The 14,689-nt window shown below is 59.9% G+C and carries 10 protein-coding genes; 2 read left to right on the plus strand and 8 right to left on the minus strand.

Annotation, left to right across the window (positions count from 1 at the left end):
- Positions 1-1,166 precede the first annotated feature (1,166 nt).
- A complete protein-coding gene (locus AC0L3X_RS44225; RefSeq protein WP_283018611.1) occupies positions 1,167-1,598 on the plus strand; it encodes a hypothetical protein in 432 nt (143 codons plus the stop codon).
- 625 nt (positions 1,599-2,223) lie between these two features.
- Here the strand turns inward: AC0L3X_RS44225 and AC0L3X_RS44230 are convergent.
- The 5 genes from AC0L3X_RS44230 to AC0L3X_RS44250 form a co-directional block, all read right to left on the minus strand.
- Positions 2,224-3,444, minus strand: a complete 1,221-nt coding sequence (locus AC0L3X_RS44230; protein WP_354125758.1) for a sensor histidine kinase — start codon at positions 3,442-3,444, stop codon at positions 2,224-2,226.
- Positions 3,384-3,827: an MASE4 domain-containing protein gene (locus tag AC0L3X_RS44235; protein WP_256376418.1), complete on the minus strand. Its 444-nt coding sequence runs from the start codon at positions 3,825-3,827 to the stop codon at positions 3,384-3,386. The genes AC0L3X_RS44230 and AC0L3X_RS44235 overlap by 61 nt, the downstream gene beginning before the upstream one ends.
- 314 nt (positions 3,828-4,141) lie before the next feature.
- On the minus strand, positions 4,142-5,785 hold the full coding sequence (ipdC, locus tag AC0L3X_RS44240; protein WP_473317482.1) for an indolepyruvate/phenylpyruvate decarboxylase: 1,644 nt from the start codon (positions 5,783-5,785) through the stop codon (positions 4,142-4,144).
- Positions 5,786-6,032: 247 nt separating this feature from the next.
- On the minus strand, positions 6,033-6,647 hold the full coding sequence (locus tag AC0L3X_RS44245) for a tetratricopeptide repeat protein (RefSeq protein WP_063984137.1): 615 nt from the start codon (positions 6,645-6,647) through the stop codon (positions 6,033-6,035).
- A 2,026-nt stretch (positions 6,648-8,673) separates the two neighbouring features.
- Positions 8,674-9,321, minus strand: a complete 648-nt coding sequence (locus AC0L3X_RS44250) for an alpha/beta fold hydrolase (protein ID WP_245328451.1) — start codon at positions 9,319-9,321, stop codon at positions 8,674-8,676.
- A gap of 453 nt (positions 9,322-9,774) precedes the next feature.
- Here AC0L3X_RS44250 and AC0L3X_RS44255 point away from each other — a divergent pair, with 453 nt between their 5' ends.
- On the plus strand, positions 9,775-9,975 hold the full coding sequence (locus AC0L3X_RS44255) for a DUF6494 family protein (RefSeq protein ID WP_027548237.1): 201 nt from the start codon (positions 9,775-9,777) through the stop codon (positions 9,973-9,975).
- 241 nt (positions 9,976-10,216) lie between these two features.
- Here the strand turns inward: AC0L3X_RS44255 and AC0L3X_RS44260 are convergent, their stop codons facing one another.
- From AC0L3X_RS44260 to AC0L3X_RS44270, 3 genes are all read right to left on the minus strand, one after another.
- The gene (locus AC0L3X_RS44260; protein WP_063984139.1) at positions 10,217-10,798 is read right to left on the minus strand and encodes a TetR/AcrR family transcriptional regulator; all 582 of its coding nucleotides are present in this window, start codon (positions 10,796-10,798) and stop codon (positions 10,217-10,219) included.
- Positions 10,799-10,898: 100 nt separating this feature from the next.
- A complete protein-coding gene (locus AC0L3X_RS44265) occupies positions 10,899-12,353 on the minus strand; it encodes an amidase family protein (protein ID WP_283018610.1) in 1,455 nt (484 codons plus the stop codon).
- A gap of 676 nt (positions 12,354-13,029) precedes the next feature.
- Positions 13,030-14,253, minus strand: a complete 1,224-nt coding sequence (locus AC0L3X_RS44270; RefSeq protein ID WP_283018609.1) for an OpgC family protein — start codon at positions 14,251-14,253, stop codon at positions 13,030-13,032.
- Positions 14,254-14,689 lie beyond the last annotated feature (436 nt).

Below are 14,689 nucleotides of genomic sequence, written 5' to 3' on the forward strand. Positions count from 1 at the left end.
CCCCTCATCGCCGGCCCCCCTAGGGCCCATGCCCACCGGCAGAACCGGGGGCATCGAGGCAGCAGCGGCGTCACTCGCAGCCGCAAGAAGCTTCTCTACGTCAACTTGGGGCGGCACGGAGAACTCCGCCGTGAGCTGGTTGGTACGCCGATGCAGGTCGGGTACCGCTGGTATCGGGGCCGTCGTGCTCGTTCCAAGTTCGGAAGCAGCCTCAGCTACTTTGAATTCAGGGACAGGGGGCTGAGACTGCTCGGCCGGTCTGGGCCGCAGCAACTCTGCGCGCGCGTCAACGACCGGGCTCCGCTTACGACTAGCCACGGGATCTTTAGCTATGCGAGAACGAACGGGCTTCTTCACTGTCGCAATGCCCTCGGCCAGGAACCAACATTTGCGGCGACCATCGACTCGATAGACCCAATGCTGGTCATCGGGGACCGAGTCGCCGGGCCGCGCCAAGCATTCCGCTCGCGCCGGATAGGTCGGAGCACGTGCGCGCGGAGCGATATTGAACAAGTCGTCAAGAGGGTCGGAGGACGCGGGCGTCGTTGAAAGAATTCCAGCGAGAGCAAAACCAGCGAAGCAAAATCTCAAATAACCGGACATCGAAAACTCCCGGTGTATCGTCCCCACCCCCTCGACCCTTCGCGCCGACATGGGCGGCATACGGCTCAAAACTGGCGGCGCAAGGGATTCATTGTGTTCGTGACTAGTCCGGGTCCGAAGCAGCCGCAGCTGCGAAGTGCAGCAGCCTGCCAAATCTCTTTCGCCGCGGCACTCGGACCGTGGCTTACGACCGTGGATGAGCTAAGGATTTGGCCGATCAGTTGCCATATCCCTTTGCACGTGCGGAAGACTGCGGCCAGGGTGCGAAGGAGTGGATATCCGCAAACGTTAATGGATCGGCCTGCAGGCGCTGTTTTCCGCGTTTACTGTTCGTATGTGCGTTGCAGAGCTACTGCCGTTGGGGCATCAGCGGAGGTGAGTCCTACCCTAGCTAGCCTGCTCAGTCCGCTTCAACCTGGGCCAGGAGCCGACTAGTTGGTAAGATTCGCGTTTGAACTCTCCCGCGCCGTCATTACTGTGACTGGATTGCCAATTGCCTTTCCCGCCGCGCGGATGGTGTCAATGAACAGCTTCGCGGCCGGGTTCAAACCAATCGGACCACCATGTCCTCTAGCTCCAAAGCTAGTATCGCCAAGAAAGCGCGCACGAAGGCTGAAGCGGATTTTGCCACCTGGCTCATGATGGCCAAGCTCGGTGGTTTCGATGACCTGCCGTCCAGCGCCCAAAGCTTTCTGACTAACTATCGAACTCGGCTCGAGACAATGAGCGAGGCCGAGTCCACGGCCCTAGCCGTTCGCGAGGTCTACAGCGCTTATTACAGCGAGATGGGAGGCGTGGGCGCGCCCCCGGAACCAAAGGCTCGCACACCAATGACAGAGGGCAAAGACGTGCGGCTCAAGAAACGGCCTAATCAGCCCGGTCTATCGGCTGCACTGCATTCGACGAAGCCAATGATCCGAGAACCCCTTCCAGCACTGCTGATTTTCGCGAGCATGGTGGCTCTGATTGTCGCATATAGATTTCTGGCGCAGTAACACTGCCCGCGGATTGTGGGGACGAAGTGCCGCTCACAGTAACCGCGGACATCGCTGCACTTCGCATTTGTGCCAAAGGCGGAAGTGATCCCGACTCGCGGCGTCGCGAAACGGCGATTGTGCGACACATTGAGAATGCGGCCGCCGCGCCGGCCCCTCCCCATTTTGGCTGCGGGGGCGAGCCACGTCCTCGTGTGCCGTCGGAGACGGGCAATGACCATAAGAACCTTTTGCACGCTCGCCGCCGCCATCTTTGCCTTGAGCGCGCTTTTGCAGTTGATCCGGATTGTGATGGATGGTCCGTCACCTTGAATGGCGTCGATGTGCCGTTTTGGGTGAGCTGGATTGCCGTCACCGTGGCGGGCGCGTTGAGCTTCGTCGGTTTCCGCGCCGCCATGCGCAGCTAATTGCTGGCAGAGCCCACCCGGGCCGATCTGTCGCCGGGCAGCGGAGCCACTTCCCTACTCGCGGATATCGCACCGTCGTGCTGTACCGCGACAGCGGCTTAGTGCAATTCGCGTCGGTTTGGCATACCTGCATCCATGTCCGGTCTTCCCCGAACAGCCGACGCCGAAGTGATGGGTACGCTTCGACGCTAAGGGCCAAAGTCGGACTCAGGCGGCTACTAGGATGGGCTGTCCGAGTCTACCGGAACCGTGAAGTGAAAAATGGCGCCGCGGCCTTTATCGGCGGTCACCCATACTTGTCCTTCATGCGCCTCGATGATCGACCGGCAGATTGACAGCCCCATGCCCATGCCATCCGTTTTGGTCGTGAACATCGGGTTGAATATCCGATCCACGGCGCCGCCGGGCTCTAGACCTTCCCCCGTGTCTTCTACCGATACCATCACGTATCTGGAGCGATGGACTTCAGACCTTATGGATAGGACCCGCTCCCCATTCTTCGTGGCCATGGAGTCAATTGCGTTCGTAATCAAATTCACCAGCACTTGCTGGAGCTGAACCTGTTCGCCTCTTATCCGCGGCAGCCGTTTGTTAACGTCGGCTTGAACGGCGACCCGATGTCTCCGCAATTGGTCACGGACGACGGCCAGAGCTTCCTGGATGACATCGTCGATATCGAGCGAAGTCCGGGTCCGTGCACCCGTCTTGAAATGCACCCGGATATTTTCGATCACGGCGTCCGCACGGTGTCCGGTGGTCACGACGCGCCGAAATGCATTCCTGGCACTATCGAGCTCAGGCTCGACACGATCAAGCCAGTGCAATCCCGCGTTGGCACTGGCTATGATCGCCGTTAATGGCTGTTTGATTTCGTGGGCAATTGAAGCCGAGACGGCGTCGCCGGTCATCAGCCGCGCCTCACGTTCGCGACGTTGCGCCAGGACCGCGCCGAGCAGCTGCGCGTGAAGCGTCGTTATCTCATACAGCAGGACAAAGAGTACAAGAATGCTGGACACGAACCCGAAGACCCGGCCAGCATACCAGCCGGCGCTGAACCGGGCAAAACCGGGAAACGAGACCAGATAGATCTCAATTGCATATGCGCAAACAACCACCATCAGCCACAGATCGAGCACCGAACGCTGGCGCATCCAGAGCAAAGTGAGCGCAACTGCGTTCCACAGGATTAGACAACTGGCAATATAGAGCGCGAGGGTAGAAAAATGGACCGGGTCGAGCATGATGCGGGGCAAGTATGCCTCACCCACTATGACAAGAACTGTCACGGCACACACAACGGCTGACGTCATCGCAACACTCGAAAGAATCGTCGCGCCCACTGAGCCCTCCCACAATCGCTTGGGCGGATCGGCAACCTTCAAAAGGGTATATGCGATGACGAACGTAGGAAAACCGGCGTACCCAGAGCGTTGAGCCAATCCGTGCTCTGTAGCCCCGCGCCAAGCAGGCCAACTGGCGCGAACGCCCCTGGAAAGACCAGCATCCAGGGGACAAGCATGAGCCCCGTGAAGAGATACCCGGTTGAGATTGCGAGGAGGGCACTCGAACGCAGGGTGGCGAACTGGTTGAACAGCAGGACCGCGGTGATCATGTCATTCACGAACATCGCCGTGCCGTAGGCCGGGACGAAGCTATCGATCCGCGCCAGCTGGACGTTCGAGAGCGCCCCTGCCAAGATTAAGACGACGCCCAGGAAAGCGAGCATGACCGCAAGGGCAAGCCGTTTCTGCGCCCGGCCGGGCGGTAAGGTCGCAAGGGCGAAAGACTGATCCTCCGGGATAATGACGGCGGGCTTCATCATCGGAGCGAATCTTCCCAGCGGCTGGAACGCGCGGCACGAAGCTGCCCTGAGTTTCGTCTGGACGGAGCGTATGTTTTCGAGACGATGTTTTCAACTTGCCGAAGACGCGCTTGCAGGGTTTCAGTGGCCTGCTGCTAGTCCGGACCGGGCGGCACTTAAAGGTCCGCTTCGGGTCAAAAAGCGAAAAACTCAGCGTAAGCAAACCTCGTCCGCTGCGCCCTACTAAGCTGACCACAGTGAGCGGTGTCACCACTTCGCTGATGGCCAAAACCTGATCATTTAGCCGCCATTTTTCGCACTCTTCGTGCAGCCCCTTACGCCTTCGCCATGCGCTCGCGGACGGATTTGAAGCCGGAAACGAAACGCGCCAGCGTGTCCGATGTCGCGCCGCGAGGCAGCATCACCTCGACCAGCGAAAACTGCCCGCGCCGCTTGACCGCGCGATCGAGCGCAGCGGCAAGCTCGCGGCGCGTGGTGACCCGTTCGCCGACACCGCCGATCGACGCCGCGATATCGGCAAAATGCCAGTCATCGAGATCGTTGAAGCGCGATTCCGGCTGGAACACCCGCAGCATCTCCCAGCTCTTGTTGTTGAACAGCACGACAACCGGATCGAACCCGTAGCGGCGGCAATTGCCGAGCTCCCAGCCGGTCATCTGGAACGCGCCGTCGCCCACCAGGATCAGCGGCCGCAATCCCGTGGCCGCGACGCCGATGCCGGCGGGCACCCCAAAGCCCATGCCGGCATAGTAGCCGGGCGCGGCGAGTGCTGTGTTGTCGATCTCCATGCTGGTGAACAGGCAGTCGCCGATGTCCGACGTCATCGACATCTTGCCATGGCGGTCGAAAAGGTCGTTGATCGCAGTCGCGACATCTGATGGCGAGATCGGTGCGTCATCGGCAGGCAGGCCCCGCGGATAGACGGCGCGCTGCTTCAGCGACAGCAGATGGGACCGCGGCCCGTTTGGCTTGGCGCGCGCCTCCAACCCTTCGATCAGGCCGGCGAGCGGCATGTTGCGGAAGCAATGATAACCGATCTGCACCTCGCGGCTTGAGGCTAAAATGGTGCGGTGTGGATCAGGCGCCCGGTTGGAGAGCGCGAAATTGGTGTCCGAAAGGATGACGCCTAGCATCAGCACTAGGTCGGCATCCTCTACCAGCCGGGTGATCGCGGGATCGCCAGCCGCGCCGAGATAGGTGCCGGCTACGACGTCCGGAGCGTGCTCGAGAAGTCCGCGTCCCATGAAGGTGGTCACCAGAGGGAGCTTCAGCTTGCGCGCCAAAATAGCGATTTTGTCCTCTAGGCCATAGCGCCGGATTTCGACATCGACTACCGCGACCGGAGCGGCAGCCGCCTGGATGCGATCGAGGATTTCTTCGACGCATTCGGCGAGCGCACCAGCAACCGCATGCCGCGGCGGCAGCGCTACGATGGGCTCGACCTCGGCCGCCGCCATGTCACGAGGAAATTCGAGATAAACCGGCAGCGACATTTCCCGTGCGCTGCGCAACACCCACGCGATCTGCGCAGGTGCGGTTACGGGATCGGTCAGCACCGCCTGATCGCAGGTGATTTCCTTGAACACGGCTAGCTGCGTATCGACAGTCCGCCCCTGATGATGCAGAAGAAAGCCACTGGTACGCTCGCGCGCGCCTGGCGCGCCCGCAATCACCACTACCGGTGAGCGCTCCGCATATGCCCCCGCGATTGAGTTGACGATATTGAAAGCGCCGGCGTCGTAGGTCACGGCGGCAACGCCGAGGCCGCCGTGATATCGCGCCGACGCATCCGCCGCAAAACCGACCGCCGGCTCATGACTCAGCGTGAAATTTGGCAGGATGTTGCTTTCTTCGATGACCTTGAACAGCGGCAACACGAAATCGCCGGGAATACCGAAAATCTCGTGGGCGCCGTGGTCTTTCAGCGCCGCGAGCAACGCAAGGGCAAGCGTGGGCATGGGGGCGTCCTGGGAGCTAGAATATATTCAAGCATGATCGCCTTCGTTCCGTGATCCCGCAAGACAAGAAGCCGCGATGACCCCTTTGGGTCAGAATGCGAAGAACTCAGAGTGAGCAAAGTCAGTCCGCTCTACCCCACCAAGCGGACCTCAACGAAAGGTGTCGCCACTTCGCTGATGGACCATGAACAGACATAGCCTCACCCGTCGCGTTAGCGCCGAGCTCTGACCGCCGCTGCAAAGCGTGCTAATAAACCAGGCTAGTGCCGGGCGGCTTCTCTAGCGCGGCGGCCAACGACCGGTACTCCTCGCAGCCAGTCCCGCAAATCGTCGCGATTCGACTCAAATGATATTGCGCTTGATCGCGGTTGCCCTGTTCGATCTGCCATAGGCCGTAATATTGCCAGGTCAGCACATGGTTCGGATCTGCTTTCAGGGCGCGCTCGTACCAGACCTGCGAAAGCTTGTAGTGGCCGAGCTTGCGATAGGAGTAGCCGATCAGATTGGCCACATTCGGGTGATCGTCGTGGCCGAGCGTCTTCAACTGCTCAATCGCAGAGGCATAGTCAGTGCGGTCGTAGACCGCCGAATAAGCTGCGCGGTACCCATGAGCAAAGGCGGGGTCGTCGAAAAGGGACTGCTTGGCTTTTTTGGCCTTGGGCTGGTGAGTGGCCTTGTTGCCCGACCGCTTCGGGTATGACGAAGGTGGATAAGCGGAGCGTTGCCCCATTCCGCTATAGTCTGCCTCACTGCCACCTGGCTCAGTGCCCGGGGCCGCAACAGCCGGAGTGACCGAGAACGCAGCGATCAGCGCAATCGAACACGTTGCCAGCGTCACAATCCTGATCATCAAGTTGGCCATAGAAATCTCCTGCAAGCTACGCCTTCGAGCTCCCAATCCAGCCGAACATGTTAACTCCGGCTTACCTCATTCCTGGAAAGGTGTTTAGAAAAAACGAGATTTGGTGTGACAGCAATGTTGTCTTATGAGCCGGTCAATGTCCGCAGCGGGTCAAAACCGGCTGTATCGGCCAGCCTTGTCGTGCGTCCGGTCTTCCCAGAAGAGCAGACGCAGCGGCCATCCCCGTGAACGGCAGCTAAGGGCCAGAAGGTGACGTAGCAGGATGGTGAGCACGAAAGAGGCCGCCAACTGAGGCGGCCTTACTCACTCTTAAATTCCGCAATCTTTCGATCTTGACACCATAGCTCTACGTCGCACCCGTCAGCTAAGGATCTGGCGCGTTTCTTGGCTTCGGTTTCGTCCTCGCACATTAGATCGATGCGAACCTCGATATGTCCGTCGAGGCCCATAATATATGCGCGGTACTCTTGCTTCTGCTGCCCGTCCAATGCTTGAAGCCCGTATTTTGAGTTACTGCGTGTTTACATGCACTCGCGTTTTCAAATCGTTCGATGAGTCGAATTCATTGATCTATTCCTCGGTTGGCCTGAGACGGCCTTATTCCTCCGGGGGTTGTAGGCCCGGCGACGTTAGCCACCCGTCTATATGAGAAGCGGTTTCGTGCTGCCGCAGTTTGCGTTCTAGGAGATCACGCCGCGGTCCTGGCGGCGTGTTTTCCAATTCCGCTATGATGCGGGTTCTTTCCACGTTCAGATTGTCGTCAATGTGGGATTGTGGGCGTCGTCCCATGGCACTCTCCTTTCCCTGCGTGAATTGGGCGGGAGCGCAACCGGCGTTCTCATCACCGATCAAAGCACGGTGCCGAGCGGTGAGAGAACCAGTGTGCACCCGGAACCAGAGCGACGCCAGAACAAAAGTTAACCCAGTAAACGTCTGCCGGGGTCAGAAGCCGACTTCGGGCCATCGGCCGGGATGCGGCTGCTCTGGGCCTTGGCGGATGACGCGGCCGAGAAGGCACGTGGTGAGACGAGGAAGATCGAGCGGCGGCATACCTGACAAGATTAGCGGAAAAGCCGCCGCCGGGTTGAGCGCGGCGACGGCTTCTTCTTTACGCGCTCAGACGGCCGCGACTACCCGTCGCGTCGCATGAAGGAAACGGTTAGCGGGCGCTGCGACGCCATCAATTGGATGACGCTCCTGTTTGCGCAATTCATCGACTAGGCGTTCGAGGTACTGCGGCAGAGGCGAGGCTTCGAGAGATAAGTTCTGTTGCAATCTGTCACCCACCTCGTCACAGATCGACCGGGCAGTCTTATGATCGATGTGGTCCGATATTCTGCTGGTCGGTTCCATATCGCGACCTTTCGATTAGGCCCCACGATTAACTCAAGTTACAGGGATGCGAAAATGTTTCGCGCACCTTCGAAGAATGCCGATGGCTTCATTGAATGGAACGAAGACACTGTGCGTCAGGCCGATTGCCCTTGTCAGCGCTGATACCTGCAACCCGCCGAGTTAGTGGAACTTGGCGCGCGACTTTCAACACTCAGAATGTCCGTTCCGGGTCAATCGCGTCACTTTGGCCGCATGCCGTTCTCTTCCGGTCTACCCCTGTGACCGGACATCGTCAGACCGCCCCGGCATGTCTCACACGGGCCAAAACGCGACATTGCGTTGCTTGCCGCGTCTACGCAAGTCCTCGTTCGCGATCTATAACTGTTTCAGGAATTCCAGGAGCGCATTGCTTACGTCTTTGGCGCGCTCTTGCTGAGTCCAATGACCGCAACCTTTCAAGACTATTGTCTCGCGAAGCAAGGGCACGAACTGTTTCAGGCTAGGGACGAGATGGCTCCAACTCGGCGATCTGTAAACCCCGTCTCGATCGCCAACGACATAGAGTGCCGGGACCTGAACCTTTGCGCCGGACCATGGCGCGAGCAACTCCCAATTGCGATCAATGTTGCGATACCAATTCAAACCTCCTCCAAAGCCGGTGCGCTTGAACTCCTCAACGTAAAATTCGATGTCACTGTCCGTGAGCCACGGCGGCAATGATTGGGTTGTAGGCTTCCCATAAAGCCACCCCCCCCTCACTAGGAAGCATCGTGAGCGACGCAGGATCTTCAACCGGCGCATCGCCAGATAGGGCGAACAATGTCGTCTTGATTGCGTTGTGGACGTCTTTTTCGAGTTCTGCCTCGGCAACGCCCGGCGTCTGGAAATACAGTTGATAGAAGCGCTGCTTTTCGGCCCTCGGCATGACAGTGCTTGGTCGGTCGGGACCACGCACCGGAAACGGCACGCTCAAGCCAACGACAGCCCTAAATCGATCCGGTCTAAACAGAGCGCAGCGCCAAGCGACCGGCGCTCCCCAATCATGTCCGACAACGACTGCTTGATCCGTGCCGATCGCGTCGAGCAATCCGACCATGTCTCCGGTCAAGTGCAATAGAGTGTATTGATCGATCGCATCCGGTTTGTCCGTCTGCCCGTAACCACGCATGTCGGGCGCGATGGCGCGATATCCGGCGGCAGCGAGCGCTTCCAATTGGTGCCGCCACGAATACCAGCACTCCGGAAAGCCATGGCAGAGAAGCACGGTGGGGCCGCTCCCTGCTTCGGCCAGGTGCATTCGAATGCCATTTGTCTCGATAAATCGAAGCGAGATCGTCATTGCCAACCTCCGCAAGATCATTGATCTGATAGCTAATCAGTCACATTGTGAGCTCCAGCCACAACCGAAGTGGCTCCGCCGACACCCAGTCGAACGGCGGACCGCCAAAACGACATGCTCTACGAATTTATTTTCGAGCCCGCACCGCGCCTCCGGCATCGGCGCAAGGTCGGCTTCGGGTCACGCACAGAAGAACTCAGGTTGAGCATATCGAGTCCGCTTGGCCCAAAAGGAGCGGACATCTAGCGGACATGCCGGGTCGGCCGCTTGGGCCACGAGCGGAAGCACCCCACTGAGTGAGACTTTCGCTTCCAGGTGTAGTCTTCAGCTTCGGACCGAGGTTGCAGGCAATCAGGTTGAGGAGGAAGTCGGCGGCGACGCGAGCGGGGCCTCGGTGTTTCGTCATTGCTCGCCTCGTGTTAGACTTTACCTGCCCGATCAGGGAGAACAGCCATGACCGCCGAGTTCGATGAAGACCGCTTCAATATGGCTATCCGTAAATTTCTGAAGCATGTCGGAGTTACATCGCAGCGTGAAATTGAGAACCTAGTGCGTAGCGGTGAGGTGAAGGGTGGCAAGCTCAAACTACGAATGACCCTGTCCGCTGAGGGGACGCCGCTGAAACATGTGGTCGAGGAAACAGTCGCGCTCTGACGATTGTCCCGGCTGTGGGAAGTCATGGCCCTGATCCTCACGAAGGCTATCATTGCGGTCGCCGGCCGAACGTCGCCTTCGGATCAATCGCCTCACTTTGGCCGCGTGCCGTTCTCTTCAGGTCTACCCCTGTGACCGGACATCGTCAGACCGCCCCGGCATGTCTCACACGGGCTAGAAGCCGACCTCGGATTTTTCGCGGATGACGATCTCCATGCTGAGCCTCTACCGGCTTCCTAGTCTAGGAAGATGCAACTCGTACCAAGTGCAAGGCGGCCTCAACGCCGCCTTCCAAGATCTGCTCTGCCTGCGTAGCATTGGGCATAGCCCGTGCGAACTGAAGGGTGCCCACCATGAGGCCGAAGATGGCGGTCGCGCGGCGGCGGCTCGCTCCTGCATCTGCGTCAGGAAGCAGCGCGGCCAATGTTGCAACGTAGCTTCGCAGCCCTTTCTCGTAGTCTTTCCTGGTGGACAGGGGCTGTCGGGCGATTTCGGGGAGCAATGCCGCCGAGGGGCACCCGCCCGTCGGGTCTTCGAGGTGAGCGCGGTTCAGGTATCTCCGAATCGCGCCCTCAAGGTCCAGGCCCCTCCGGTGATCCTCATCGAGGCGATGTTGCTGGTCGCCGAGCGCGCTCGCCAGCGCCTCGCGAACGAGCGCGTCTTTGGACTCGAAGTGCGGAGAGAATGCGCCCTTGGTCAGGCCGGCCTCGCCCATGATCCCAGCGATCCCGGCGGCGGAGATACCGTCTCGGCGCATGCACTTCGACGCCACATCGATGATGTGCCGTCGCGTCGCTGCCTTATGACCTTTCTCGAAACGCATCTTTTCTCCAGTTCACCAATATCCCGCAGCCGTTAGGCTGCAGCCTCTTCCAACAGGGCCCCCTTCGCCACGCGAAGCGGCCACGACGTTAGATCGCACTCTATTTGGCGCCCAAGATGCCTTCGATGCCGCGGGCGAGGTTTAGAAGCCTCCGGTCGCTCCCTAAGGGGGCATCCAGTTCGAGCCCAATCGGCAGCCCCGCGCGAGACAAGCCAACAGGAAGGCTGATACCGGGCAGCCCCACGCTGCTTGCCGACACGGTGTGGTTCGCCAAAGCGAGGTAGCTAACATCCTGCCCCGCTATATGGACGGTCGCCTGCTCCTCGATCAAAGGCGCTGTGCAGGGCGTGGTCGGTTGCAGAATGACCAGCGCCCCATGAGAGACGAACGCCGAGTTGAGTCGGCGCTGGATTTCCGGCCGGCTCACGTCGAGCGCAGTCTGATAGGCCTCTGCCGAGGTAGCACCTGCGCCCCCCGGCAGCACGATGTGCCCCCACGCCTGCCGAAGTTGGGGCTTAAGGCCCTCATAAATGGCCTCGAACGTGGTCGGAATGTCATGGCGGCGAAGAAATTCCGAAATTTCGCCCATCGTCTCATGAGCGAAGATGCCCCATGTTGCGGTTTGGACGAGGGAATTGAAATCGTCGCCAAGATCTACTTCAACGATCTCGGCGCCGGCGTCCTGCAAGCGCCGAACCACCTCGCGGAAGCGGGTCTCGACTTCCGAGTCCACCAGATCCAGGAACTGTCGCGGCGCGAAGGCCAGCCGGACTCCCTTCAGGTCGTAGCCGCCGTTGGAGAACTCCGCAGCTTGTTCACCGGTCACGACCTGATCCACCAAAATGCAGTCCTCGACGTTTCGGGCGAACACGCCCGTCGTATCGAGCGTATGGGAGATCGGCGCAACGCCGTCGCGTGGCCAACGTCCAGTGGTTGGCTTGAAGCCCACGACCCCACAGAACGATGCGGGTACCCGGATGGACCCAACGGTGTCACCGCCCAAGGACGCGGGAACGATGCCGGCGGCCACGGATGCGGCGGAGCCGCTCGAGGAGCCGCCCGACACGCGATCTCGTGCGTGCGGATTCTTCACCTGGCCATAACGTGCGTTGTGACCAGTCAAGCCGTATGACATCTCGACGAGGTTGTTCTTGCCGAAGACCAAGGCGCCTGCCCCCTTAATGGCCCGGACAGCGTCGGCATCTTCGCGCGGCACGAAGTGAGCGAGGCCTTCGACGCCCAGGCTGGTAGGTAGCCCTTTCGTCAAATAACTGTCCTTCACCCCAAGCGGCACACCAAGGAGCGGGGCCGCCGATCCGGCCGCACGCGATTTGTCTGCGGCCCTCGCGGCCGCGAGCACCCCGGCCTCGTCGATAGTGATGAAGGCGTTCAGCTCGGCAAGCGCTCGGGCGCGCTGTAAGAGCGCCGCGGTGTAGGCCTCCGAGGTGATGTCGCCGTTGCGAATCGCTGCTGCAGCGGTTGCGAGCCCAAGCGAGTCGACATCTGTGGTTTCTCGCGATGCGATGCGGGGTGAAGCTGTGGTCGTGTCATCCATGAAATCCTCGCAAAGGAGCTGCTGGGCGGCACCCCGCCGCCGCCGCCCAACGGCGGCTCAGCCGAATGCAATTACGGTCATAATATTAAATTACGATCGTACTTCAATGGAAATGTCGGCCTCGCCGGACACATGAGCGTGAGGTGTGAGGTGCCGGCGGACCGATGGATTGCGGGCGCATTGCTTTCAACAGCGACTTCCGCTTCGGGTCATAAGCCGTCGACGACGACTACGGAGGGCGACTGCCGCTTTAGTCCCGATAGCGGACATAGTGAGTGCCCTACCCCACGCGGCAACAGCCCCTTCGAAGAAGATGGGTCACCGTCCGCGATTCGAGAGTCAAACATTTTGCCGCGGGCGTGGCGGAAGTACTGATAACCGCGGCAGGTACTTCTCCTTTCCCTGTTAATAAGCGCTACCAACTCGTTCTGGGGGAAGGACTGCGTCAGTCAGGCTCCCAACGCAACTTGAGCGGCAAGCCGGTCTCGGACGAGAGACGCTCGGCCAGCGCATGCGCCTTGTCGGAGCTGCCGACGACAGTAGCCATGTCCGACCAGCTGATCGATGAGTGCATTGCGGTTATGAAGGCGAAAGGAGCGGGAGACGCTCCGCACCCAGGCTCTCTTAGTCCAAGTCCGAAACGGGTCAAAAGCCGACACCGTGACCAATACGTCAGCTAAGGGCCAAGAGCTTCCCTGCGCGCTCCATCCGCAACCTGCCAGCTAGAAAACACCGGCGCGATCTTCTTGGTCGACTGCGTCCACCCGGGATAATGACTGCGTCTGACGCTGATCCGGTTCAGCAGCATCGCGACGACAATCATCGCGAGTATTCCAGCAAGACTGAGCACGATCTGCATCGCAGGCCGGCCCGAAATGTCAAGCAGCGTCAGGTGGCTGGCCAGCGCCAGGAGGACGCCGAGACAGTAGATTGGCAGCGAATTCTCACCGCAGCACCTCGCGCAGCGCATGACTGGCGTCGATAGCCCGCGCCAATCGTGAGGAACGAACCGTAGCACCACAATTGCAAGAGCCAAGAAATGCAGCAGCCGGAACGGACTGAGATTCGATTTATCCAGCGGGAAGAGCAGGGACGTCAAATTTTGCGGGACCAGCGGTTTGCCGCTGCAACTCAGCGTCAGGACCAGGCCAAAAACCAGACAGACAACAGCAAGAGTAAGCGTCGTGCGCGACGTCACCCAGGGCCAGACCCTCTCCCCTTCGATGACGCACCACGCGCCCAGCACGATCAAAAGCTGCCAAGCCAACGGGTTGAAGAACCAGGCGCCGTTGGGCCAGGCTGGAACGCTCCAGCCGAAGATGTGCACGAGCGCATAAAGCAACAGCGAAACACCAAGCGTAACGTTTGGTGCTCGCAGCAGCAGCCACAACAGCGGCGCGAACAACACGTGAAAGATGACGAAAGTCGGCAAGACGTCGGTGTTGACAGGGCGATATTGCAGGATTGCGGCATGCGCAAGCGTCGCGCCCGGATGAGCGAGCAGAATCCGCGTATTGCTCTCGTCAGCAAGCCGATCGCTGCCCGCGAGGTAGACGAGGACGGTGCAAGCGAGCGTGAGCAGCAGAAACGCGGCATAGATGTCCCATCCCCGCCGCAGCGAACGACCAATCATGCCGCTCCAGCCCTCGCGCTGACGTGCCCTGCCGTAGGCCAGCGCGCAGGTCACGCCCGAAATGAACATGAATATTTCGGCGGCATCGCAGAAGCCGTAGTTGCGCGGTGTCAGCCAGCTTCCGATGTTGTTGGGAACATGATCAAGAAAGATCCACCATAGCGCGATCCCGCGACAGACATCGATGCGCAGGTCGCGGCCAGCCCCCCTGAACTCCGGCGGAGTTTCGCCGATCAATCGCTTCGAGGTGTGAGTTCGATCGTGCATCTGTTTGACCTGCCGGCGTACTCGCACATCGGTCGATGAGAGGCTCTGCTGCTCCGGGCTGGGGTGCCGAGCGGGGTATCCGACCAAACGATGCGGTTACGAGCCCGAGCTACCTGATGGTTGGAGGCTCTTTCGTTGGCCAGCCGGTGCTTTGATTGCCTGGGCCGGAAGGTTCGCCGTCCTCCCAAAACGTTTGCAATATGTCGTCGCTGGCAACCGGTATCAGAAGCTGCTTCCGCATTTCGGCGAGGCGGGCACGACAATACTCACGGTAAAACATCTCCACTAGGGTGGACATGATCGAACCCTCGCTTGATCATCACCATTGACGATAGATTTCGACCATTTCAACCGGCGGCAAATATCAACGGCGCCGGAGTAGTTTGTGTCCGACGAACTCGGATGACGACGATGTGGCCGACGAGGCGCGACACGA

Source organism: Bradyrhizobium sp. MI1.7 (assembly GCF_055811795.1).

Excerpts from the sequence above, each read along its gene's own strand:
- AC0L3X_RS44225 (WP_283018611.1), top strand. The coding sequence starts at position 1,167 with ATGTCCTCTAGCTCCAAAGCTAGTATCGCCAAGAAAGCGCGCACGAAG.
- AC0L3X_RS44235 (WP_256376418.1), bottom strand. The coding sequence starts at position 3,827 with ATGATGAAGCCCGCCGTCATTATCCCGGAGGATCAGTCTTTCGCCCTT.
- ipdC (WP_473317482.1), bottom strand. The coding sequence starts at position 5,785 with ATGCCCACGCTTGCCCTTGCGTTGCTCGCGGCGCTGAAAGACCACGGC.
- AC0L3X_RS44245 (WP_063984137.1), bottom strand. The coding sequence starts at position 6,647 with ATGGCCAACTTGATGATCAGGATTGTGACGCTGGCAACGTGTTCGATT.
- AC0L3X_RS44250 (WP_245328451.1), bottom strand. The coding sequence starts at position 9,321 with ATGACGATCTCGCTTCGATTTATCGAGACAAATGGCATTCGAATGCAC.
- AC0L3X_RS44255 (WP_027548237.1), top strand. The coding sequence starts at position 9,775 with ATGACCGCCGAGTTCGATGAAGACCGCTTCAATATGGCTATCCGTAAA.
- AC0L3X_RS44260 (WP_063984139.1), bottom strand. The coding sequence starts at position 10,798 with ATGCGTTTCGAGAAAGGTCATAAGGCAGCGACGCGACGGCACATCATC.
- AC0L3X_RS44265 (WP_283018610.1), bottom strand. The coding sequence starts at position 12,353 with ATGGATGACACGACCACAGCTTCACCCCGCATCGCATCGCGAGAAACC.
- AC0L3X_RS44270 (WP_283018609.1), bottom strand. The coding sequence starts at position 14,253 with ATGCACGATCGAACTCACACCTCGAAGCGATTGATCGGCGAAACTCCG.